Annotated in this window: 17 protein-coding genes and 1 rRNA gene; 8 read left to right on the forward strand and 10 right to left on the reverse strand. The window is 41.2% G+C overall.

The genetic code is table 11. The features are described 5' to 3' along the window. Positions 1-94: 94 nt before the first annotated feature. Positions 95-1,573, reverse strand: a complete 1,479-nt coding sequence (locus MSKOL_RS00285; protein WP_048153211.1) for an NAD(P)/FAD-dependent oxidoreductase — start codon at positions 1,571-1,573, stop codon at positions 95-97. A 1,516-nt stretch (positions 1,574-3,089) separates the two neighbouring features. Here MSKOL_RS00285 and dnaG point away from each other — a divergent pair. Together dnaG and MSKOL_RS00295 are read left to right on the forward strand one after the other, a co-directional pair. Beyond that, complete coding sequence (gene dnaG, locus MSKOL_RS00290) at positions 3,090-4,646, forward strand: DNA primase DnaG (RefSeq protein ID WP_048153212.1); 1,557 nt, start codon at positions 3,090-3,092, stop codon at positions 4,644-4,646. A gap of 454 nt (positions 4,647-5,100) precedes the next feature. After that, positions 5,101-5,379, forward strand: coding sequence for a UPF0058 family protein (locus tag MSKOL_RS00295; RefSeq protein WP_011305979.1), 279 nt, complete (start codon positions 5,101-5,103; stop codon positions 5,377-5,379). Here the strand turns inward: MSKOL_RS00295 and rimI are convergent. After that, entirely contained in the window at positions 5,363-5,893 is a 531-nt protein-coding gene (gene rimI / locus MSKOL_RS00300; protein WP_048116619.1) for a ribosomal protein S18-alanine N-acetyltransferase, read from the reverse strand. The two genes, MSKOL_RS00295 and rimI, sit on opposite strands and share 17 nt — an antisense overlap. A gap of 306 nt (positions 5,894-6,199) precedes the next feature. Next, the gene (gene arcS, locus MSKOL_RS00305) at positions 6,200-8,080 is read right to left on the reverse strand and encodes an archaeosine synthase subunit alpha (protein ID WP_048153213.1); all 1,881 of its coding nucleotides are present in this window, start codon (positions 8,078-8,080) and stop codon (positions 6,200-6,202) included. A 315-nt stretch (positions 8,081-8,395) separates the two neighbouring features. Here arcS and MSKOL_RS00310 point away from each other — a divergent pair, with 315 nt between their 5' ends. The 4 genes from MSKOL_RS00310 (at position 8,396) to MSKOL_RS00325 (ending at position 11,835) form a co-directional block, all read left to right on the forward strand. After that, positions 8,396-9,766 (forward strand): FAD-binding oxidoreductase, encoded by a 1,371-nt coding sequence (locus tag MSKOL_RS00310; RefSeq protein ID WP_048123441.1) that lies wholly within the window; start codon positions 8,396-8,398, stop codon positions 9,764-9,766. Positions 9,767-9,770: 4 nt separating this feature from the next. After that, positions 9,771-10,958 (forward strand): (Fe-S)-binding protein, encoded by a 1,188-nt coding sequence (locus MSKOL_RS00315; RefSeq protein ID WP_231592321.1) that lies wholly within the window; start codon positions 9,771-9,773, stop codon positions 10,956-10,958. Positions 10,959-11,193: 235 nt separating this feature from the next. Next, positions 11,194-11,451: a hypothetical protein gene (locus MSKOL_RS00320; RefSeq protein ID WP_048153214.1), complete on the forward strand. Its 258-nt coding sequence runs from the start codon at positions 11,194-11,196 to the stop codon at positions 11,449-11,451. A gap of 102 nt (positions 11,452-11,553) precedes the next feature. Beyond that, positions 11,554-11,835 carry a hypothetical protein gene (locus MSKOL_RS00325; RefSeq protein WP_048153215.1) on the forward strand — a complete coding sequence of 94 codons (282 nt, stop codon included), beginning with the start codon at positions 11,554-11,556 and terminating at the stop codon, positions 11,833-11,835. Positions 11,836-12,577: 742 nt separating this feature from the next. On the opposite strand, the gene MSKOL_RS00330 is transcribed toward MSKOL_RS00325, so the two are convergent. From MSKOL_RS00330 to MSKOL_RS00340, 3 genes are all read right to left on the reverse strand, one after another. Next, positions 12,578-14,056 (reverse strand): flippase, encoded by a 1,479-nt coding sequence (locus MSKOL_RS00330; RefSeq protein WP_048153216.1) that lies wholly within the window; start codon positions 14,054-14,056, stop codon positions 12,578-12,580. A 399-nt stretch (positions 14,057-14,455) separates the two neighbouring features. Further along, positions 14,456-14,716 carry a type II toxin-antitoxin system RelE/ParE family toxin gene (locus MSKOL_RS00335; RefSeq protein ID WP_048116630.1) on the reverse strand — a complete coding sequence of 87 codons (261 nt, stop codon included), beginning with the start codon at positions 14,714-14,716 and terminating at the stop codon, positions 14,456-14,458. Positions 14,717-14,718: 2 nt separating this feature from the next. Next, positions 14,719-14,979: a DUF2683 family protein gene (locus MSKOL_RS00340; RefSeq protein WP_048116633.1), complete on the reverse strand. Its 261-nt coding sequence runs from the start codon at positions 14,977-14,979 to the stop codon at positions 14,719-14,721. A 273-nt stretch (positions 14,980-15,252) separates the two neighbouring features. Here MSKOL_RS00340 and MSKOL_RS00345 point away from each other — a divergent pair, with 273 nt between their 5' ends. Then, on the forward strand, positions 15,253-16,578 hold the full coding sequence (locus MSKOL_RS00345; RefSeq protein ID WP_048116636.1) for a HEPN domain-containing protein: 1,326 nt from the start codon (positions 15,253-15,255) through the stop codon (positions 16,576-16,578). A 359-nt stretch (positions 16,579-16,937) separates the two neighbouring features. On the opposite strand, the gene MSKOL_RS00350 is transcribed toward MSKOL_RS00345, so the two are convergent. The 4 genes from MSKOL_RS00350 to MSKOL_RS00365 all read right to left on the reverse strand — a co-directional run bounded on the left by MSKOL_RS00350 (position 16,938) and on the right by MSKOL_RS00365 (position 22,457). Beyond that, positions 16,938-18,779 (reverse strand): YgiQ family radical SAM protein, encoded by a 1,842-nt coding sequence (locus MSKOL_RS00350; protein WP_048158056.1) that lies wholly within the window; start codon positions 18,777-18,779, stop codon positions 16,938-16,940. A gap of 402 nt (positions 18,780-19,181) precedes the next feature. Then, complete coding sequence (locus tag MSKOL_RS00355; RefSeq protein WP_048153217.1) at positions 19,182-19,823, reverse strand: MBL fold metallo-hydrolase; 642 nt, start codon at positions 19,821-19,823, stop codon at positions 19,182-19,184. Positions 19,824-20,035: 212 nt separating this feature from the next. Continuing rightward, the gene (locus tag MSKOL_RS00360) at positions 20,036-20,794 is read right to left on the reverse strand and encodes a TatD family hydrolase (protein ID WP_255351951.1); all 759 of its coding nucleotides are present in this window, start codon (positions 20,792-20,794) and stop codon (positions 20,036-20,038) included. Between the two features lie 154 nt (positions 20,795-20,948). Next, complete coding sequence (locus tag MSKOL_RS00365; protein ID WP_048153219.1) at positions 20,949-22,457, reverse strand: 2-isopropylmalate synthase; 1,509 nt, start codon at positions 22,455-22,457, stop codon at positions 20,949-20,951. Between the two features lie 824 nt (positions 22,458-23,281). On the opposite strand from MSKOL_RS00365, the gene MSKOL_RS00370 reads away from it, so the two are divergent. Then, a 16S ribosomal RNA gene (locus MSKOL_RS00370) occupies positions 23,282-24,759 on the forward strand. The last annotated feature ends 32 nt before the right edge of the window (positions 24,760-24,791 follow it).

The raw sequence follows: 24,791 nt of genomic DNA on the forward strand, positions 1-24,791 counted from the left end.
TCCCCCACATTTTCCTGATTCCATCTTACGTTATCCTACTGATTTCTATTTGCTTTGCTTCCATTTATGTTGCTTCTATTTTCTTCGCTTCCATTCACTGTGTTTCTATTTGCTTTCCTTCCTTTTCCTTTATATTTCGGATTGCAGTTTTTACAGCTGGTCTGAGAGGATCCACAAGCATAGAGACCGGTGGTGCATAGCAAGTCTCCAGGTCAAGAAGGTCTCTAATGGTAGCTTTCTTTCGGATTGCCAGGGAAAGAGCATCAATCCTTTCTTTTATTCCCTCTCCTCCGGCAAGCTGTGCACCTACCAGAATATCGTCTTTGAATAGGAGTTTAATGTACAGGTCTTTACGGCCTGGATAATAGGAAGCTCTTGTACGCCCCCGTGAAAATCCTGTGTTTATCTTTATTCCATGGCTTTCAGCCTCTTTTGAGGTAATGCCAACTCCGCCGAATTGTAAATCTCCTGCCACGGCTACCCAGGGGTTGGTAAGTGGTCCGAGAGGAGTACGTTTTCCTGTGATATTATTGCCGATTATGTCGGCCATATGCCGGGCTGTCGTTCCCAGTTGACTTAATTTTGCTTCTCCTGTTATAAGATCTATTACTTCCACACATTCCCCGCCTGCATATACATAGGGAAGAAATTCTTCTCCTGCCTTAACCTGGAGCATTTCATTTACAATTATTCCTCCTGCCTTCCCTATTTCGATACCGGCCTCCAGGGCAAGGGATATCTCAGGTCTAACTCCACTCGCAAGAAGTACAAGATCTGCAGAAAGCTGACTATCTCCTACATATAGTGTTTTTTCTTTCCAGAAATTTTCAGGATAAACGGCAAGTTCCCCGAAAATGACCTCAATCCCGAGACTTTCCAGATGTTCTTTTATGATTTCGGAAATGTCAGGATCCAGTTGTCTGGAAAGCAGATTTTTACTTCGGCTTATAAGGGAGGTTTTAATTCCTCTTTTTGAAAGTGCCGCTGAACACTCTATTCCTATTGTTCCTGCACCTATTATGCAAACTCTCTCAACAGTTTCCAGGGCTTTTTCAAAAAGCACTCCATCGTCAAGGGTCCTTAGAGTAAAAACGCCATAAGGGAGAACATTTGTGCTGCCTGTTAGAGGTATAAAGGGAAGGCTACCTGTAGCGATAACAAGTTTGTCAAAAGGATAAGTTCCTTCTCCTGTCCGAACAACTTTTAAATCGAGGTCTATTGAACTGACACACTCGTTTAGCCTGACATCTATTCGATTTCTTTTGAAAAAATCCGTGGGCTTCACTATTAATTTTTCAAAACTCTCGATTTCCCGGCCCAGAACAAAAGGGATTCCGCAGTGGCTGTAAGCAGTATGGGAATCTCTTGAAATTACGGTAATCTCAAAATCACTCTGTCTTCGAATTTTGGTAGCAACCGCCATGCCACAGGCTCCCCCTCCTATAATAACCACTTTTACGGGGTCTTTTTTTTCGAGATTCTGTGCGGATACTGCTCCCTGAAATTTTCCATCGGCTCTGACTGCTTTCTGTATTTCATCTACAACGCTTTCTGTGCCAAAATAGCTTCCCATGCTCTCAGTAATTGTGTTTCCCGCCTATTATAATTTAAGTGCCCAAAAAGCTTTCAGGTTAACGAGTGGAGAATTCTTAAAACGATTCATCAAGGTTATTTGATCAGGCATTTTTTGAAAGGCAGATTACTTGAAAATCATCTGCTCTTCCCACATGAAAATGGGTCTTTACATAATCCGGAAAAAGCGTGAAAAGGACTTATAATCTTCAGGGGTGGCTGAACGAGCGAGTTTGGGAGTGGGGGGTTAGTACATAAAAAAGTTTCTATGCCTCGCCCGTTCAATTTTTTACAAGTCTTTTTTTTTATATATACTTTTCTAAATTTTCGACTCTATTATTTTTTACATTTTCTAAATTTCTTATGACCCGTTCTGAAAGACTTCTTCTGAAGTTGTTTTGAAAGTATCTTATCTTCAAGACATCAGACATGAAAAATTACTTTGATTTGATAAAACTCTTTAAATAACCACAAAGTTCTTAAAGCCTGCCGGCATTAAATACATGAATTTAAAACATATGACGTACAGGTTTCCTCATTTGCCGAGACTCCTTTAAAAGCAGAAGGGAACTGTTCTGTCAGATCATATCATTGATTAACAACTTCACCTATTCACCATTGCTAAATTCGTAAAGATAATCCAATGTAACTAATCCATATGCAAATTAATAAAAACTTCAGATTCACTATATTATCACTCAGGGTTAAAATACCATTCAACGTAAAGCTGAAATTCATATCTCATCACCCATGAAGTAAAAGTCAAAAAGTGTTCTCGATAAACCTGATATACATTTCACTTACCGCTTACCAGTTATCACTACAGAGCCCCTAAATCACGGGATAGGGCGTCTGCACATATCGGCTTCATGCCCGGATTACCCGTTTTTAAGGGTATTTATTGAAAATCATAGTTATCAGGCTAATTGAAATGTGAACACTTTTTTTTGGCTTTCGGTCCTGAAGTTTATCTCAGGGTCATAATAAGAACTTATGTTAGGGAAAAGGCTTTCGAACAGATATTGGAAAGTCTCAGAAACAACGCAGGTATTATTGTCTGTTCAATTGAAAGTTAAGAGATTCTAGATCTAGAGAGCCTTAAGACAGGTTAACTCAGGTCTGGGATTATAGCAGGTTCTCATAAGGTAAGAGCTTCCACTTAATAGCGTAAATTTCTGGCACTCTACCGAATTATGTCTCCTGGCATAAGTACAATGGAAACTCAAGGCAGGTTCGGAACTAGCTTTCCGGCTACATTTATAGTTAATTCTTAAATCTGCCCCTTCAAGGGTGTTTTGTCCCTGATCCGAGATGAAATCTGATTTTTTTACTATTTTTGCATTTTCCAGGGCTTTACGAGTTTTCGGAGTCTAGAGAATAGTTTATGTTATCAGAAAACTCGACGGATCTAATTCACAAATGTAATTAATTACAATTGTTGGGAATTAACTTCCTAGTGTGTTTAATTTACTAAATCTATCACGATAAATCATTCACAATATATGAGGAGAATTCACATGCAAAATACGGATACTACAAAATACATCATTCATTCTAAAATTAATGCGGATGGGGTAATTGAACGTCCTGATATCGTAGGTGCGATCTTTGGGCAAACTGAGGGATTACTCGGGGCTGATCTTGATCTCCGTGACCTGCAAAAAACTGGCAGGATTGGCAGGATCGAGGTAATGGTTACGGCTAAAGGAGGAAAGACCAAAGGAAATATCTTTGTTCCCTCAAGCCTTGATAAGGTTGAAACCTCAATTCTTGCCGCGTCGCTTGAGACCATTGACAGAGTAGGGCCATGTAGCGCAAAAATCGAGGTTTTCCAGGTAGAAGACGTAAGAGCTGTAAAGCGAAAGAAGATTATTGAAAGGGCAAAACTCATTTTTACCAAAATGTTTGATGAGACCGTGCCTGAATCCCAGGAACTGGCCGACGAAGTACGACAGTCCGTAAGAGTCGATGAACTCACTTACTACGGAAAATCCAGAATTCCCTGTGGGCCGAATGTACTTAATTCAGATGCCATCATTATTCTCGAGGGAAGGGCTGACATTCTGAACCTGCTCCGCTATGGTATAAAGAACACCATCTGTGTAGGAGGAACAAATATTCCTCCGGAAGTTGCAGAGCTTACTAAAAAGAAAACGGTAACAGCGTTTACTGACGGAGACCGCGGAGGAGAACTCATAATACGTGAGCTCCTCCAGGTGGCAGACATCGACTATGTTGCCCGTGCCCCCGATGGAAAATGTGTAGAGGACCTTGTCCAGAAAGAAGTTATACGAGCTCTTCGTCGGAAGGTTCCTGTAGAGCAGATCATCGAGAAATATGGAATCCAGGAGAGGGAAGGCGAAGATAGTGCCTGCAGAGTGGAGAGGGGCTCCAAAAGAAAGATAAGGACACCTGAAATTGCTCCCAGGATTGCCGAAAAGAAGCTGCACAAGCGTGTTAAAGTTCACAGGGTCTCTTCAAAGCCAGACCTTTACGGGGAGGAATTCCCGGAAGAAGAAACGAAAGAAACAGAATCTGTAAAAGCTTTTGAAAAGATTTCTGAAAAAACTGCTGAAAAAGTCTCGGGAATAGTTCCTGTGACTGCAGAAAAAGTCAAAACAAGACCTATCATCGCAAAACCTCAGATTTCAGCAAGGGTAGTTCCTTCTGCTGTCAGAGTTTCCAGAGAAAAGCCTGTCGATAAGGTCCCGGCAGCCGTCAAAGTTCCTGGAGGTGAGGCAGTTAGGGTCTCTCCTGCTCCAGTAAAGCCAGTCCCTGTTTCTCCTGAAGCCCTCAGGTTCAGGCCTCATGTCGAGGCTCTGAAAGGAACTTTAACAGCCAGAATTCTTGACTCTCAGGACAAGGTAATAGAAGAGATTGCGGTGCGGGACCTTGCGAGCAGGCTGAAAACCTATAAAGAAAACATCCAGAGCGTAGTTTTTGATGGCGTAATTACTCAGAGACTCGTTGATATTGCCTCAAGTAATGCAATTAAGAACCTTATAGGTGTAAAGATAGGGAATATAGCCAAGGTTCCTGCTGATATGGAAGTTTTAACCGCAAGCATGCTTTGAGAGACCTTTACTTCTCTCAATATTTATTCTTTTTTACTTCCTTTTTTCACTTTTCATTCCTTATTGCTTCTTTTTTCTCAATTTTCATTCCTTATTCCTTCATTTTTTCCATAAGTTCTTACATTTTATAATCTCATATTTCTCAAAAAAATGTTCTTATCCTTTCCATCTTTTTCTAAAGTCAACTCCATCTGGACTGTCATCTTATGTGTAATATTTATATATAAGGTCCAGAAGTTTATCTATAGGGTCTAGAGGATCACCACGATTTGGTATTTTTTCACACCATAGTGCTAAACTTCACACTTTCTGCCATAATCCTTCATTATTTATCATATACATTATATGGAAAAGTTTATCATTTAAAACTAGGAAGTTCATTTCCTCGGATAATTCTTTTATCCGATTCAAGATAACATTAAATTGATCTTGTAAAATTGTAGGTCTGTTCGCTATGCACAAGGAAGAGCTAATACAACTACACACGTATATGGCCCAAATGAAGAGATATTTCGAAAGGCACGGGGTAACGCACGAATTCGATGATTACAAGGCTTTATCCATAAGCCCTGTACACATTCACCGGAGCAAGGCAGATCACAAGCGCGCAATTTTTATTTTAGGAGGCGAACTTGCAACTCTCATGTCCCGGGACGATCCTATCTTTGAAGAAACACCAGCTCATATGAGGGATTCACTGAATTCCGTCATCAAGCTCATGGGTAATAACTGATAGGGCCCCTGAAGGTGACAAAGAATTCGTTATCTGAAATTATAGATTCCAGGTATTTTTGTTTTGAAATTAGGAGACGATAAGGGTGAAGGTGCATCTTCATCACCATCCCGTCCTCTCCATCTGCATAATATTTTTTTTCGGTCCAGCAGGATACAAATCCTATGGACTTATATAATTTTTGCGCTCCTTCGTTACTGTTTCTTACTTCGAGCCTTGCGTATCGAAGACCGTTTGCAACAAATATATCACAGATAGCATGAATTAGTGATGTGCCTATTCTTCTTCCCCGATATTCTTCTTTGACACCGACAGAAAAAATGTGCCCTTCGTTTTCTCCGGAACGGTAGCCTACTACATACCCCACGACTTTTCCATCTTGTTCTGCGACAAGAAAACCATCCCCGACGGTTTCATAAAAGCTCATGTACAGGAGGGAGTTGTGCTCCGAAAAGGCCTCACTTTCAATTTCAACTACTTCTTGAAAGTCCTCAGGTACAAAACGCCTTATCATAATATCTAATATATTCCTGCCATTTTATTATTTCTTCGAGAGGAAAAGTTTCTTCTAATTTCCTCCCAAAGTTCTTCTGAAGTCATTTTGAAGCCATAAAGTTCAGATTTCATGAACTTATTTCAGTATAGCTGGTTTTCATATAGCTGGTTTTCATATAACCGATTTCAATATAACCGATTTCAATATAACCGATTTCAATATAACCGATTTCAATATAACCGATTTCAATATAACCGATTTCAATATAACTTATTTCAATATAACTTATTTCAATATAACTGATTTAGAGGTCCATGTATAAGCTCAGAGTTTCTTGATATGCCTGACATCCACTGCAACTCCTCTACTGGATTTCACCATTTCTTCTCCGCTCATCATAGCTCGCCCTACACAGAGCGCTTTTTTCCCGAGCACAATTACCTCATCATTAGGCCTTATTCCCGGATCGGCTTCAATAACTCCTGGGGCAAGGATGGAACCGCGTGGTAGAAAATCATCAATTTTTACCAGGTATTTCTTGTTTTTTAGCACGAGTTCAGCCCCTTCGAGGGAAAGAGCAAGCATTCCGTATTGCGGAACCAGGGTTGCGAGTTGTTTTTTTCCAGAAAAGAGCTGATACTTGGGGAATCGGCCTTTAACTGCAAGCTTTCCGGTTTCTTCAGAGAAAAGAAATGCAGCACCTTCTCCGAACTGATATTCTGCAATAGCTCTCATGAAATTCTTTTTGTCTTCTTCCGCGTTCAGGCTTTTCCTGCTGAAACTTTCGGATGTGCAGATAGACTCAACGGTCTTCTTGAGGTTTGAAAGAGCCTCCATAGATACAAGGCTTCCTGTGGCAGTATAGGTTATTTCAATCCCGAGCTTACCTGCCGCTCGTTCACAGATTTCTCTGTATGCCCCTTCTACATGGGCGACTATGACCTTGTATCTGTATTTTGAGAGATAAGCCTCAAGGCAGCCGGAAACCCAGGCTTTTTCTTCTTCGTCCCAGTGCCCTGTAACCGCAGTGTCATAATGGGCTGCTGGGTATGTTAATTCCAGTTCTCTGGGCACTATTCCAAGAGGCGAGGTTAAAATCACTTCATGGACGAATTTCCGGTATTTTCCTAGGGCCAGAATAAATTTCTGATGGGATTGGGAAATTGAGTAAGGTTTTCTGGCCGCGCATGGTAAAAGTACGAGGATCTCAAGGTCCGGAGGTGTATACTTCTCCTGTATACGCCGTGCAAACCGCACCACTTCGACTCGAGATAGAGCCTCCGAGGTATCTGCAAGCAACTGGTTTTGCCGGAAAGCAGGAATTCTTTCTTCAAGGTAGGAATACTCAAAATCTCCAAGTCTTAACAGGGCTGTGAGCCAGGGCCTGACTCTGCACTGGCCTTCAACATATTCTCTCAATGTTCCGGTCCTTATTCTTTCCCGCACAAGGGAAAGTTCGGCTTCGAGAGCATTCTTATTGTGAGCTGAAAGGAATTTTGCTCTCTCTATCTTCGGAAGCTTCCTGAGATCTGCAGGTGTACTTTCGGCACATACCCTGCACCTGCAGGGAAACTCTGTCAGGGAGTCAAGATAAAAGCTGCCTGCTGCTGTCAGGTAAATATCAGAATAAGCTGCAATTTCTGCTCTGGTATCGTCCAGGACATCAACTCCGAGGTAGACCAGCATAGCTATACTTTCAGGAAGCGCCAGGTTTGGGGCATAAAGAGCTGTATCAGGGGGAATATGGTTTCTAAACTCTATTACAGTCTCGAGAAATCTTCGTGCATTGTTTTCCAGGGTACCTGCCCCTTCCATTACATACAGGTCAGTTTTTTCAGGCTGTTCTCCCATCCTCAGGAGAGAACCTGTCGGGCCTGCATCTTCAACGTTTTCGCCTTTAAAAGCAGTAAATTTTTGGACTTTCTCAAGGGACTCAACTGGAATAGAAGGCGGATACGCTTGATGCGGCAGGATTATAAGAGTTCCTTTTCCTGCTTTTTCCCGGATTTGCTTTACGCGTGCTTCTAGCTCTGCATCGGATTTTACACCCCAGAAACTTCCTGCATCAATAACAGGGCCAGGTTTTTCCAGCCTTCCTAGTTTTGCCGCATTCAAAATGCAGGGCGTATGAAGCTCGGGAGACAGCAGAAGTTTTCCAATCCTTGCTGCTCCGTCTCTCTGTTCTATCTCAAAGTACCGTGTCATATTTGTCCTCTTATGTCTATCAGGATGTAAAGGTTTGTCCTGCACTTTTTTCCTGAATATTTCTTTTACTCCCCGCTTTTCTGAAGCTAAAAGGTTCTCAGCTTTACGTTTTATCCCTTGAACTCTTCAGAAGGAGAATGGTATTCTTCAGAAGAAAAAAAGATATTCCTCAGAAGAAAGGAGGATGGTATATTTTTATATATTATTAATCTTGATTATTTGCTGCAACTCATCTTTCATTTGTCTGTCATTGTCTGTCTCAAGCCGTGGCAGAAATTCTATTTTTCACATTTGAACTCCAATTTGAGGTCTAGAATGGATATAACTGCAGAACTTCAAAAAATCGTTGGTGGACGACTTTCTGTCTCTCCTTCGGAACTTTATTGTTATTCTTCTGATGCATCCCAGGTCAAGGGAATGCCTGATTACGTGGTACGCCCGAAAAGTACAGACGAAGTAAGCCGGATTGTCAGGCTTGCCTATGAGAACGAGATCCCTGTGACTGCAAGGGGAGCAGGCACCGGACTTGCAGGTGGTGCAGTCCCTGTTAAAGGGGGCATTGTGCTGGATATGTCGGGCATGAACCGTGTTCTTGAACTCGATATTGATAATATTCAGGTTCTGGTAGAACCCGGGCTTATTCAGGATGCTTTAAATGAAGCGCTAAAGCCTTATGGCTTTTTCTTTCCTCCAAATCCTGGCAGCTCAGCCATGTGCACTATCGGGGGTATGATAGCTTACAACGCAAGCGGAATGCGCTGTGTTAAGTACGGTACTACCAGAAACTACGTTCGTGACCTTGAAGTGGTGCTTGCGGACGGGACAGTTATTCATACCGGTTCAAAGATGCTGAAATCCGCAGCAGGATATGATTTGACCCAGCTTATTGTAGGTTCGGAAGGCACACTCGGCATTGTCACAAAAGCCAGGCTTAAGATTGCTCCTCTCCCTAAAACCCGAAAACTGGTAATTACTTCCTTTGAAAACGCGGAAATTGCAGGGCAGGCAGTTGTAAAAACCTTTTCAAACGGGGTTATTCCCTCGGCCTGTGAGATTCTGGACAGGGTTTCTCTGCAGGTTCTCAAACGTTACGACCCGAACCTTGTGCTTCCTTCAGAAGGCGATGTTATTCTTTTCGAGGTTGACGGCACTGAAAACTCGGCACGTGAAGCTGCAGAACAGATAATGAAAGTTTGTGCCCCCCTGGCTCTTTCCATAAGGCTTGCGGAAAGTGAAAAGGAAATGGCAGATATCTGGGCAGCCAGAAAACTCGTAGGAGCTGCTGTTTCTCGCCTGGATCCAACAAAGAGCCGCATTTATGTTGGAGAAGACGTGGGAGTTCCCATAAAGCAAATCCCGGAACTGCTAAAACGAGCACAGGAAATCGCCGAGAAATTCAACCTGCCGGCTATGAAATACGGGCATATAGGGGACGGAAACCTGCACCTTGCCCTCTTCATTGATGTCCTGAATAAAGACGAGTGGGACCGCCTGAAAAAAGCTGCGGACCTTATTCACAGGACAGCGATTGAGCTTGGAGGCACAGTTAGCTCCGAACATGGAATAGGCGCGGCCAGGGCTGAATACATGAAAGCACAATGGGGCCCTGCCCTTGAGGTAATGCGTGCGATCAAAAATGTCCTTGACCCGAAAGGTATACTGAATCCGGGCAAACTGGGGTTGTGAGAACATGAAAAACGAAGGAAAAAAGGAAACTGAGCAGGCAAAAAAACCGGCAAAAACCAAAATAACCGATAATGAGATCAAAATAACCAATAATGGGATAAACGAAAACGAGGGCGGAAAGCAGTCCTTTGAGGTTGACCGCAGGTCGGTTTATAGATGCGTGCAGTGCGGGACCTGCCGCTCGGTTTGCCCTGTGTTTGACGTGGTAGGCTGGGAATCTGCCAACACACGAGGCAGAATGCTAATCATCAAAAGCCTGCTCGAAGGGAGGCCCCCTTCCGAAGATGTCCTCCCAAGCCTTGCTTCCTGTACAACATGCGGAATCTGTGCTTCCAAATGCCCTGCAGGAGCAAACCCACCTGAGGTCGTGGAAGCTGCCCGTGCCCAGCTTGTGAAATGTGGTATCACAACTGACGCCCAGGAAAACTTGAAATCGGCAATTATGGCATACGGTAACTCTTTCGGGGAAACAAGAGATCGTAAATACTGGCTCTCCGAAGCAGAACTTTCCAAACTCCCTCATAAATCCGATTATGTCTATTTTGTGGGCTGCTTCGATTCCTACCGCTATCCGGAGTTTGCTAAAAGAACTTTTGAAATTCTGCAGCGTTTTGGAGTGACTCTTCTTCCTGACGAGCAGTGCTGTGCTTCTCCACTCCTGCGTACCGGATTTAGGGAGGAAGCAGAAGAGGTAATGAAGCACAACCTTGAGCAGATCAGAAAAGTAGGGGCACACACAATTATCACAAGCTGTGCCGGTTGTTATACAACGCTCAAGAACAACTACCCCGAGGAACTTAAGGTTATAAGTCTCCCTGAATTCCTTGCCGAACACTTGGAAGAACTCAATTTAAAGAAACTTGACCTTACAGTTACCTATCATGACCCCTGCCACCTGGGCAGGCATAATAAGGTTTATGATGCTCCAAGAAAGGTTATTCAGGCAATCTGTACTCTCAAGGAAATGAAGAACATTAAAGAGAACGCACGCTGCTGCGGCGGTGGAGGCGGGGTACGGACAGGGTATCCTGATATCTCTCTTGAACTTGCAAGAAACAGGCTTCAAGATGTGCCGGAAGGCATGGATTATATCGTCACTTCCTGTCCTCTCTGTGTGAGAAATCTCAGGGATGCAGGCGGAAATATCGAGGTTATTGATATTGTAGAACTCGTGGCAATGGCAATGGAGTAAGCCTGTCTAACTTCAAAATCTGGCTGCTTCTTAGTCTAGCTAACTTCAAAGTCTAGCTATTTTAAGTTCAACTGCTGCTTCTCAGTTGATCTTAATAATGGTCGGCTTGATCTGGCTCACCCCATTCTTTTTTTACGGCATATGGCACCATATTTTTATTTTTGGAACAACACTCTTGTTTACTGGATTTTACGGTTGAGTATGAGTTTTAGAGATCGGTTAGGAGGACAGAATTATGAGTTGTAAACCGATAACGTTTCGTAATGTTAAGCCTGATACGTTTAATTGTATGAAGAAAAAGCTTCAGGACTACGGAATACATGTCCCAGAGGGTTATAGAGGAGAACTTTCTGGCAAAGGAATTACTGCGAATTTCGAATGGGACGGACAATCCAATCTTACCATTACAATCACGGAGAAACCTTTTATCGTCAGTTGTGAAATCGCTGCCCAAAAAATAAAAGGTTTCGTAAGAGATTGCCACGGTTCGTAAAAGTTTGTCTCAGTTCGTGAGGAAATTTAAAATTAGCTTCGAAAATTATCTTTGGATTACTACAAAAATTAATTTCATAAAAATTAATTTTGAATTAAGACTATGGGCGAAAGGAAACTGGACACTGAGGGCTGTCAGGGGATTAAATTCAGAAATGTAACTCCTGAAGTATTTTCCTGTATGAAGAAAAAACTTCAGAGCTATGGACTTGAAGTTTCATCCGGGAATTCCGGTGTTCTTAAAGGAAACGGAATAGTTGCACATTTTAGCTGGGATGGTGAGGCAAACCTGTCAATTGAGATCAAGGAAAGGCCTCTGGACACTTACTGCGGGCAGGTAAGTGGAAAATTCAGGGCTTTCTGGCGTGAATGTCAGGGTTTATGAAGCTGAACCCAAGCCATGCTTACACCAGGATTACGTGCGTTTTTTATAACTGGTTTAAAAAAGAATTATTGATTGATTTGTCAGATGTTGATATTGAAATACAGTATCTTTGTAGATATAGTACTTGAGAATCTCATAATCTCATAATCTCATAATCTCACAATCTCATAATCTCACAATCTCACAATCTCATAATCTCACAATCTCACAATCTCATAATCTCACAATCTCATAATCTCATAAATATTTTCACAAGTCTTTCCATGTTACGGGAATTATACCGGAGTTTATACTTTCATACATGAAACCATATCAAGAGGCACTTTTTTTGTAGGGTCTAATAAAAAATTAATTATGTTGGCAAGCAGTTCCAAAATGTTTAATACAAAATAGATATATATTGAACTGATTTAGTTATAGTCAGTATAGTGAAAATTGAAGACTTCTCCAATTGTAGAGTCTAAAAAATAATAATTAAAATAAAACGCAGTAAAACGGGTACCTTCCTTATAAGAAGATAACAAATCACATAAATAACGATTACGGTCTCAGAAAACCAATTCAAGATTAGGCGACAACAAGACTTGAATAAGGCGAGGTCTGCAACTTAATTAATTTTTTGTTAGACTTTAAATTATCGTAGCCAAGAGCCTTTATTTTATAACATTTTAGAAACTCCGGTTATAGCAATATTTTAGTTTTATGCGGCAGAGAATGAGTTCAATATTAAACAGTCGAATGTTTAAACTCCAATTATTTTGACTAGATTTTTCTTGATTCCAAACAAATATCTTTTTATTAAAGAAAGTTCAAGGTCGTTGAACCCTCCCAACAGAAACATTCCAAATAGATAGATTAAAACACCTATTCCTGCTACCTCAAAAATCTCATGGATGCTTGAAATCTCAAAATAAGAAACAAAGAGATACATAGCCACTGAGGACAAAATGCTTTTTGCAATATCATGAAAATAGAATTCATGTTTAAAATATTTTAAAGACATATGCGTGCAGAGAATTGCCATAAAAAAGTATGAGATCAGAGTTGAAAGAGCAGCTCCGACAATACCTATTGAGGGTATTAGTAAAAGATTGAGCAATACGTTCGAAACTGCCGCAGCAATATTGATATTAGTTTGTGCTTTTGTTTTTTTGACAATTAACAGTGTATTGACAAAAATTTGAACAACTCCTGCCATAAGGCCAGAAAAAGCGATAACAGGAATCACAAACCAACCCGATAGAAAGTCTTCAGTTGTAAATATTCCAAGTAAAGGCTTTGCAAGAGCTGAAAGCCCAAAGACTGCCGGAATGGAAATGAAAAGGAAATATCGCAAAGAATAGGACATATAAATAATTACTTTGTCAATTTTATTTTCATCAAACAATTTTGCAAGTTCTGGGAGAAGAATAAGCTGAAGGGGACTTACAAAAAGCTGTGTAAGGCTACCAATGGAACAGGCTGCCGAATAAACACCCACACTTTTTAGACCAAGAAAGTAGGTAACCAGATATCTATCACTTGATTCCGTAACCCATCTGATAAGAGCATTTGGGGTCAGCGGTAACGAAAATTGCAGGTACTCTCTTATATAAACAAATCGAGGGATAACAAATCCAATCTGTGATATAATTGTTAGAAAAGCGATTAAAATAATCATGCTCTGTACCATTAATGTGGCTGCTATGACACCAAGAAGCCCGTATCCCATTTTAAGAAGAGCAAGAGTCAAAAGTAGTTTTCCAAACACCTCAAAAATAGTAAGGCAAGAGTATTTCTTGATCTGTTTAAATACTCTGAAATAATATAGGGACACAGGTTCGAGCACATTCAAGAGAATCAAAAGTGAACCTGCTTTGATGAAATAAGCTGCTCTAAGGTCCTTGAAAGCAAATGTCGCGAGAGGTTCTGCAAACATATAAAGCAAAAAAGAGACTAAAAGACCAGACATAGTTACGAAAAAAAGGATGGAGTAGACAGCTTCCCTTATTTTGTTTATCTCTGTTTCAGAAGATAAAAATCTGACAAGAGCCATTGAAAGGCCCAGAAGTGCAAATGGAGTAATAAGGGACACAGTGATAGTGATCTGAGCCCAGATGCCATAATAATATGCTCCAAGGCTTTTTGTGATTATCGGAAGTAGAAAAAAAGTACCCAGGCTTGTAAGTACTTGAGCCGTGCCTATTAAGCCAACATCTCTTGCAAACTTTTGATATGACATCAATTAACCTTGAAAAAATCCTATTTTTTTATATTTATAATTTGAATAAACTCACGAAAATAATACTTACAAAAATACTCTTAAAATTTAATCCAACTTATTATCAATAATGTATTTAAATCCTTTTGAACGCCATGTGGAGGTCCATTGCAAAAATAAACCCTAAAAATAAAAACGCATTGTCACAAAAATCAACATTATCTAAATTTACACATAAGACCTCTGGACACTTACTGCGGGCAGGTAAGTAGGAAATTCAGGGCTTTCTGGCGTGAGTGTCAGGGTTTATGAAGGTGAATCCAATTCATGCTTACATCAGGATTACGTTTATTACAGCAAATTCATGACACTGCCGAAGTGCTACTAAAGTTCAACAATTTACACGAACTTGCACTTTAATTAATAAGCATCTTTGTGATGGGCCAATTTTACTAACGTCACAGTTTGCTCTTTTTCATCAACAGAAAAACATAGCACAAAATTAGAATCAACATGCACTCGCTTATACTTATTCAAAGGATAGTTGAGATTTTTGTAATGCTGAGGATTAATGCAAATTTCATCAGCTTTTTTGAATACTGCCTCAAATAGGACATGATTCTTTTTGTTTAACTTTCTCAGCTCTTTTGAAAGTTTTCCTTTGATTAATAATTTGTACAAGCTTATTCATCCTCATCAGGCAAGCTTTCGATGTATGCTTTTAGTTCATTGGCATTTTCAAATGGCCCAATTACTTCGTCATTTTCCGAATCAAGCATTTCCTTTATGAACTCAGGACTGTACTGAGGCTCAAGTATTTTCTCTTCATACTGAGCTACAACTAAGTCAAGAGCTGCACTCTTATCCTTTAGATTATATTTGGCTTTAACAATATTCAAAACCTGGTTTGTCCTGTCTGATATTTTAACTCTAGCTTGTATCATATACATTCCTTATGCACATTATATGCACACGTTGAATATAATACTATCTTTCTATAAAGCCGAAAAATACATAGCTTTATGACAAAAACTATGAATCATAAATTAAAATTGTCAGATCTTTAGATATACTGATTTGAAAAACAGTTTTGGCACTAATTTTGCAACAAAAACAGATTTTTGTTCACTTGATGTACGTCATAAAATAGGACAAAGGACAATGAAATGTCATAAAGAAAAACATGAGAATTTATACTCTAAATAAGATTTCTTATTATGAGCAAAAAAGACCAATTCATAAAAGAGTTTAAACCTTTGATAGATAATTTTCTGCAGATAATATGGGATAATAAAAGACATCAAAAAGAAAACGTAAAAGGTTTTACTGTCTCTGGTTTTCAATATGATATTATCATAACAATAGATCAATTTACCTCTTTTAATGATCTTGTGACGAAGCTCACTTACTACCAAGATTTTGAGGGTAATTTTTCAGAAAAGTATGTAGAAAAAGAATTCTTAAACCTACTTCATAAATTACGAAATGATTACTCCCAAGCCGATGAATCTATTGAAAAGTTCTATACAAATTTTATAGAGAATTCAAATAATGAATGGCGCGTTATTGCTCAGTTAGAAAATGTAATATTTGTGGAACGTGCCGTTTTTAAGTTAATTGATTGCACTCTAAAACATATGAAGCTAGATGACTTAATTGATTGCACTCTAAAATTAATGAAGCCAGATGAATTATCCATTAGCGGTAGTTCACTCCAACAGGAGGTTTTAGGACCTCATTATTCAAACTGGGTATTATCACATTGCATATATACAGACGTTAAAGCAGGTGATCTCTCAAAAGCCGAGGAATTGGCTATTGATAATTTTAATTTATCTATTAATTTATTAAAACTTTATTTTCCAAATTTAAAAATTAGTATTAAAAATCCGGTATCTCTATCGGATAAACAAGAAACAATTATTTATGAACTAATTTCAACTAATATCACGAAAAAATGTGCTAATGTATCTGGAAAAAAAGATATCAACCAACAGCAAAAATTGAATCCAAAAGTGTATGAGTACTTAGTAAAAAATGGAATAAACAGTCTTTCGAATAATAATCAAATAAACTGTGAGTTTAAAATAAGTGATGTAGTAAAAGACTGTTTATATTGGTATGGACTTGCTTTGGACACAAATCTTCTGTCAGCCAAACTCCTTAATTACGTTACTGTTTTAGAATCCGCTTTAAAATTCAACGATCGTAACGAATTGACACAAAGGATTGCAGATCGCTGCGCTTTGTTCCTAGAAACTGATTATAAAAAGAGAAAGGATATTTGTACAAATGTAAAAGAAATTTATAAAATGAGAAGTGCAGTTGTTCACTCGGGTAGTATCATTGGCAAAAAATTTAATAAAAAATTTGAACAATTGAAATTAATTGAATTAGCAGGTATATATGCAAGAAGTGTATTGATAAAATTAATTAGAGAGAACGATCAACGAAATGGAGATTTTAAGACATTTATTCAAGATCTAGATGATATTAAATACAAAGAAAAATTTTACGTTTTAACTGTTCGTGACTCAGTATAAAGCTACAATTTTGACAAAAATGAGAAACTCTCGAAAATGGTACTGTCAAGTCCTACGGGTGCTAAGGTATTTTTCCAGCCACGGTTGAGCTTATAAAGTGTCTAGCATCTGTCAACTTGACAGAATATAAATATTTGTACAGCGCATTCACAAAATCCATTCATTTCATACTATCTAGAATACGAAACAATTCACCGATCCTATCAAACGTAAAAAATAGTGAGAAACATATAGGCAGAATTAATGGGTATTTCACCTAGGTTTTTACAACAAAGCCTATGTATCACAAATTATAATTTACAGAACTTTTAGTATACTACCACTGAATTACTTTAATTTCTATAAGAACAACTTTATCTTTACCACTTACCTTTCCTTCTTATCAAACACTTATGGGCATTACCTACGAGGTCAAGTCTTCCTACCTTCTCGAGAGCTTCATATACAAGCTCGTAATTTGCAGGGTTCCTGTAGTGCATAAGGGCTCTCTGCATGGCTTTTTCTTTCTTACCTTTCGCAACGTATACTTTTTTGCCTGTGAACGGGTCAAGTCCTGTATAATACATGCATGTCGATACGGTCATAGGTGTTGGGGTAAAGTCCTGTACCTGTTCAGTATAGCCTCCATGGTCTCGCACATACTCCGCCATTTCTATCATATCTTCAAGGGTACAACCCGGATGTCCTGACATCAAGTAGTTTACGATGTACTGTTCTTTGCCGCACTTCCGGTTGACATCTGTAAATTTCTGGGTAAATTTCTCGTAGACTTCCCTGCCTGGCTTACACATTACATTTGTGACCTGCCTTGAAAAGTGTTCAGGTGCAATCCGCAATTGTCCGCTGATATGGTAAGTGCAAAGCTCTTCAAGGTACTCTTCGTCCTTAAGCGCCAGGTCATAGCGTACCCCGTAACCTGTAAAGACATGCTTCACTCCCGGAAGTTCGCGCAAGCGGCGTAAGAGTTCAAGCAGTTTTTTGTGGCTGGTATCCAGAGCAGGGCAAATGCGAGGATAAAGGCAGGATTTGTCCAGACAGGCTCCTTTTTTCTCCCAGGTTTTACACTCCATGCCATACATGTTTGCGCTTGGGCCGCCAACTCCGTTAATAATGCCTTTGAAATCAGGTTTTTCTGTGAGCTTTTTTGCTTCACGCAGGACAGATTCAATGCTGCGGCTTGCAATCATGCGCCCCTGATGTTCTGTAATTGCACAGAAAGCACAGCCTCCAAAGCATCCCCTGTGTGTTGTAAGGGAGAATCTTACCATTTCAAGAGCAGGAACCGGTTCAGTATAGGAAGGGTGTGTTTCACCAGTAAACGGCAGTTCATATACATGATCCATTTCAGCCTCTGTAAGGAGACGCATTGGCCTGTTCTGCACGATCACGGTTTTCGGGTGAGGCTGAACAATTCCTTTTCCAGTAACAGGATTCTGTTCCGCGAAATAAATGCGAAAAGCCTTTGCAAAGGCCGTTTTATCCTGAGAAACTTCTGAAAAGGAAGGAATTTCAAGATATTGCTTTAAAAATGTGGCTGCATCCTCAGCTATTTTCTCGTCTTTTTGTTTTGACTTTTCGGCTCTTTCCTTGAGTTCTTTCCAGGCTTTAACTTCCATCTTCCATACTGTACCCGGAATATCTCTGATATTTCTGATATCTTCCCCGGCTTGCAGTCTTTTTGCAATTTCCACGATCTGAAGCTCCCCCATGCCGTAGACTATGAGGTCAGCAGGTGCGTCAGCCAGAATGGATTGCCTGACCTTATCCGAAAGATAGTCATAATGGGCAAAGCGACGTAAGGAAGCTTCAATGCCTCCCATTACTATAGGCACTTCAGGGAACGCTTCTTTTATCCTGTTAGAATAAATTATCACGGCGCGGTTCGGACGAAGCCCTGCTTTTCCTCCAGGGGAGTAAACGTCCTTTTCGCGTGGTTTCAGGCCTGGAGTCAGGTTGCTGACCATAGAATCAGTATTTCCTGCACTTACGGAAAAAAAGAGTCTGGGCTTTCCAAGTTTTTTGAAATCTTCAGGGCTGTCCCAGCGCGGTTGGGCGATTACTCCTACTCTAAAACCGGCATCTTCAAGAACTCTTCCTATTATTGCCGTGCCAAAACTGGAATGATCTATATAGGCGTCCCCAGAAATCAGAATAATATCAAGTTCTTCCCAGCCGCGAGCTTTCACTTCCTCAGGGCTCATTGGAAGAAATTTCGATGCAGGTATGCGGGAAGAAATGTATTTTTCTTTTCTTTCCTTCTTCCTGTGTTTGGTCTCAGATCCTTTCCCTGGTTTTCTTCCCACTGCTGTCGGGGACTTTACTTTTGAGATCTTTACTTCTGAGACCTTTACTTCTGAGACCTTTATTTCTGCTTCTTTTCCTTTGGTTTTATCAGATTTTATTCTGGGATTTGCGCCTAATTTAGCTTCTTCTTTTGTTTTTTGTTTCATTTCAGCTTTTTTTGGAACAAAAGAACCGGTTTTTCTGCTCGGTCTTTCTTTATTTGGCTTTTCCGAGCTTAAGTTCTTATTCTTCTTTGAAACTGCTGTATCTTTGGCCATAATTTGCTTTAAGGCTCCTCATTTTCGTATTTTTATTCGCTTTTATTCGCCCATCATCATTTTTAGCATTCTGTACGAAGCCATAATCTGGTTGTTCCCATCCCTATCTGTAGGAGCTCCATGTCCAGAATACAGAGCTTTTACGTCCAGTTTTGTGAGTTTTTCTATTGAGCTAGCCATCTTTTCAGGTTCCGAACCCTCAAAGTCCGTTCTTCCGAACCCCCCACCTGGAAACACAGTGTCTCCTGAGAAAAGACTTTTTGAAACAGGCTCATAGAGGCAGATACTTCCTTTTGAGTGACCCGGCGTATGGATTACTTCTAGGTATTCCCCATTTCCGATGTCAATTTTATCTCCTTCTTCATATGTAATTGTGGGCTTGACCTCAGGAGCTCGCTCCCCAAAAATCACGGCCACACTGAGGTATTCATCATTTATGCCTTCCAGGTCAGCTTTATGTATTCCGACTTTTGCACCGCTTCTTTCTGCAATAACTGCGGCTGCTGCGGTATGATCATAATGACAGTGTGTCAGGACTATTAATTCGATGTCTGTTAGCTTTATATATTTCTCCAGTTGCTTGATAATCAGGTCGCTGTTCATCCCTGTATCGATCAGCACTTTCCCATTTACCAGATAGACACTGGAATCGTAAGCTGTAGGGCAAATATACCGGACTTCCATAGTTTTTCCTCTTTCACTTCTCTTTCTCTTTTTTCCTTGCTGCCATTTCCTGCACTTTCTGCGTAACTTCTCTTTCTTACACTTTCCTTAACTTTCCTTAACTTTCCTTAACTTTCCTTAACTTTCCTTAACTTTCCTTAACTTTCCTTACACTTTCCTTCCTGTTAGTTCACTCTTTGGTTTTAATATGTCTGAGCACTATGTCTGATAATTTAGATATTAAAAGCTCTGCGCGCATTTTCAGTAGTCGATTTTGCAATTTCTGCTGGCTTCATATCCTTAAGTTGTGCTACTACAGGAACGGAGTCTACTATGAAGGCAGGCTCGTTTCTGCCTTTGCGGGGAGAAAGGAAGGGACTGTCGGTTTCCAGAAGCAAGTTTTCAAGCGGGACGGCTTCTGCAAGAGTTTGGTGATGTTCGGAAAAGCATACAAGAGTTGCCAGGGAAATATAGTATCCCATATCCACAATTTCCTTCATGGTCTCAAGAGGGCCGCTATAGCAGTGATAGATTACCGTATCCACGTCTTTGACAAGTTTCAATACTTCCGCTTCAGCCATTCGGGCGTGCACTATCAGAGGTTTGTTCAGATCTTTTGCAAGCTCAATTACCTTTTTGAATGCAGCAGTCTGTCTCTCACGTTCCTCGTTTGTTTTGCAGTCCTGAAAATCCAGTCCTGCTTCCCCGATTCCAACTGCTTTTCCTGCATTTGCCTCAATCTGGACAAGAATATCATTTATCTCTTTATCTTCGCCTTCCCTGCCAATATCAGGATTCAGGCCAAGTGTGGCATAAATATCTTCATTATTTTCCGCAAGTTCAAGGCTAATGCGGTTGCCTTTCAGGGAAATCCCGGAGTTGATCATTCCGACAACTCCTGCCTCTCTGGCTCGTAGAATAGTCTCTTCCCTATCGCGGTTAAATTTGGGAAAATCAAGATGACAATGAGAATCAATAATTGGATAAGGCATGGGTCTGTATTCCATCTCATTTTATTTTACTTTTTATACATGATTATGGAATACAGACCCGAAAATGAGTATGCAGCTCTTATCCGGTTTTTTGTTTTTTTAATTATAGCACTCGAGCCTGCCAGTCTGTTTTGGCCAGCCCAAGTTGTCAATTTTAGCTTTTTTCTTCTCTCTTATACAGCAGGTTCATAGCATTTACAAGAGCTTCTACAGAGGCCATAACTATGTCCGGGTTTGCAGACCGTGCAGTTACGACTCTGCCCTTTTCATTTTCGAGACCTATGTATACATCTGCAAGGGCATCTGATCCACCTGTAATTGCATCGATCCTGAATTCCTGGAGTCTGAAGTGGTTACTTTCTCCCAGGATATCCCTTACTGCTTTGAGGGCGGCATCTACAGGGCCAACCCCTGTCTTTGCTGCAATGATTTCTTTGCCTTGGATATCTGCTTTGACTACTGCAGTCGGTGTCAGGATATTTCCTGTCATTACAGAAACTTCTTTGAGTTTAATCAGTTCTTCTTCTGAACTTGCTTTCCCAAGCACGGCAGAAGCAACAGCATAAAGGTCTGCATCTGTAATGTGCTTTCCTTTATTTGCAATCTCTTTAATTCTGGATACAATTTCATCAAGCTGCTTGTCACTGCTGATTATGCCTGCAGATTCGAGAGATTGCTTGACTGCATGTTTGCCTGTATGCTTACCAAGGACAATACGCCGTTTGTGTCCTACCATTTCCGGTGTCATTATTCCGGGCTCGAAAGTATCGGATTTTTCGAGTACTCCCTGGCTGTGGATTCCTGACTCATGGGAAAAGGCGTTTTGACCTACGACAGGTGTGTTTGGAGGCAGCCTGATTCCAGTATAGTTTTCAATCATTTTCGAGGTTTCTACAAGATACTCAGTGTGAATATTTGTTTTTGCCCCGTAGATTGAGGTCAGACTCATAACTGTCTGGGAAAGGTCAGCATTTCCTGCTCTTTCACCTATTCCATTTATTGTGACCTGAACCTGGGATGCACCTGCTTCGACTGCCATAAGGCTGTTTGCTACAGCAAGCCCGAAATCGTTATGGCAATGTACGTCAATGGGAATCGTTATTTCAGTCGCGATGTCCTTTATCTGCCTGTACATTGCTGATGGAACCATAACGCCAACAGTATCTGGCACATTAATGATATCGCATCCTGCTTCCTGCACCGCTTTGAAAACCTCTATGAGATATTCAGGTTCGGTTCTCGTAGCGTCCATTGCAGAAAACATGCATCTTCTCCCATTATCTTTAATGTACTGGACAGCCTCCACAGCCATTTGAATAACTTCTTCCTGGCTTTTTTTGATGGTGTATGTCCGCTGTACTTCAGAAGTAGGGACGAAAGTATGCACAAGTCCTACATCACTGTCAAAACAGGCATCAATATCTTTTTTCAATACACGGGCAAGTCCACAAACCTCAAGGTCCAGTCCGTCATTAGAAATAGATTTTACGGATTCTTTATCTCCTTCTGATGAGATAGGAAATCCAGCTTCTATAATGTCTACCCCAAGTTTGTCAAGTTGACGGGCAATTTCCAGCTTCTGGGCAGAAGTTAGAGATACACCAGGGGTTTGTTCTCCGTCACGCAGTGTTGTGTCAAAAACAGTTACCTTTTTATTCCTCATAGGTTCGATGTAAAAATCGATCCCTTCTTTCAGTTCTTACATTCATAGTAATCATCTAGTTGAATGTTAATTCCTAGTATATAAATCTCACGAGAGTTCTTTTATATTTAATATTAAGTTTTGTTTTTCAATTTCTCGACGGAAAATTATATATACTAGATACCCCATTCTAGGGTTGCTTCTCAAGGTGTAACACAACATCTATGAGGATGAAAAACGAAACTTGAAAAACGGGACTTGAAAAACGGAATTCAAAGGTGCCGAAAAAACGAATCTGAAAAACGAAAACAGAAGGCGCCTGTAGGCATTGTTTCTTGAAGCAATGGCTCATAAAAACGGATAAAGTTAAGGATTCGAAAGTACAACTCTTTTGAAATCTTTTAACTCTTCTCATTTCCCTCTTTCAAAATTGTTCAATCTCCTTTGCAGGAGAAGTTTTATATACAATCAATGCGTTGTATAACTTCCTCGTACATCTTCAATGTTCTGAGGAAAACAATACAAAGCTTTATATACAAGAAATGTCTTGTATACATCCCTCACACAAGCGATTGTGTCGAGGTGAATAACACAAAGCTTTATATACAAGGAATCCCTTGTATATGACCCTGCGCAAACTGATTGCGTAGACACAAATCTCTTTCATCTTTTAATGGAGTCAGGAGTTGTTTCCTGACTGACGAGGATTTTGTCGGTTCGGTTAATTCTGGGCGGTGAGAGTTTTCATAACATATCATCGCGAAACTGAAATAACTGAATTGATAGTTGTTAGTGCAAGTTTCTGCGACCAAGACCTTTATTTTGAAGTGTGCGATACATTAACAATTCTGGTTGATCCTGCCAGAGGTTACTGCTATCGGTGTTCGCCTAAGCCATGCGAGTCATATGTTCTTCGTGAACATGGCGTACTGCTCAGTAACACGTGGATAACCTGCCCTTGGGTCCGGCATAACCCCGGGAAACTGGGGATAATTCCGGATAACGCACATATGCTGGAATGCTTTATGCGTAAAATGGATTCGTCTGCCCAAGGATGGGTCTGCGGCCTATCAGGTAGTAGTGGGTGTAATGTACCTACTAGCCTACAACGGGTACGGGTTGTGAGAGCAAGAGCCCGGAGATGGATTCTGAGACATGAATCCAGGCCCTACGGGGCGCAGCAGGCGCGAAAACTTTACAATGCGGGAAACCGTGATAAGGGGACACCGAGTGCTAGCATCATATGCTGGCTGTCCAGGTGTGTAAAATACACCTGTTAGCAAGGGCCGGGCAAGACCGGTGCCAGCCGCCGCGGTAACACCGGCGGCCCGAGTGGTGATCGTGATTATTGGGTCTAAAGGGTCCGTAGCCGGTTTGGTCAGTCCTCCGGGAAATCTGACAGCTCAACTGTTAGGCTTTCGGGGGATACTGCCAGACTTGGAACCGGGAGAGGTAAGAGGTACTACAGGGGTAGGAGTGAAATCTTGTAATCCCTGTGGGACCACCTGTGGCGAAGGCGTCTTACCAGAACGGGTTCGACGGTGAGGGACGAAAGCTGGGGGCACGAACCGGATTAGATACCCGGGTAGTCCCAGCCGTAAACGATGCTCGCTAGGTGTCAGGCATGGCGCGACCGTGTCTGGTGCCGCAGGGAAGCCGTGAAGCGAGCCACCTGGGAAGTACGGCCGCAAGGCTGAAACTTAAAGGAATTGGCGGGGGAGCACAACAACGGGTGGAGCCTGCGGTTTAATTGGACTCAACGCCGGACAACTCACCGGGGACGACAGCAATATGTAGGCCAGGCTGAAGACCTTGCCTGAATCGCTGAGAGGAGGTGCATGGCCGTCGCCAGTTCGTACTGTGAAGCATCCTGTTAAGTCAGGCAACGAGCGAGACCCGTGCCCACTGTTACCAGCATGTCCTCCGGGATGATGGGTACTCTGTGGGGACCGCCGGTGTTAAATCGGAGGAAGGTGCGGGCTACGGTAGGTCAGTATGCCCCGAATTTCCCGGGCTACACGCGGGCTACAATGAATGGGACAATGGGCCCCTCCCCTGAAAAGGGCTGGTAATCTCACAAACCCATCCTTAGTTCGGATCGAGGGCTGTAACTCGCCCTCGTGAAGCTGGAATCCGTAGTAATCGCGTTTCAATATAGCGCGGTGAATACGTCCCTGCTCCTTGCACACACCGCCCGTCAAACCACCCGAGTGAGGTATGGGTGAGGGCACGAACTCTGTGTCGTGTTCGAACCTGTGCTTTGCAAGGGGGGTTAAGTCGTAACAAGGTAGCCGTAGGGGAATCTGCGGCTGGATCACCTCCTAAGCAAAAAAACCCACTGCCCAGATGCCGATA

Origin of the sequence: Methanosarcina sp. Kolksee (assembly GCF_000969945.1) — an archaeon.
GTDB classification, from domain to species: Archaea; Halobacteriota; Methanosarcinia; order Methanosarcinales; family Methanosarcinaceae; genus Methanosarcina; species Methanosarcina vacuolata.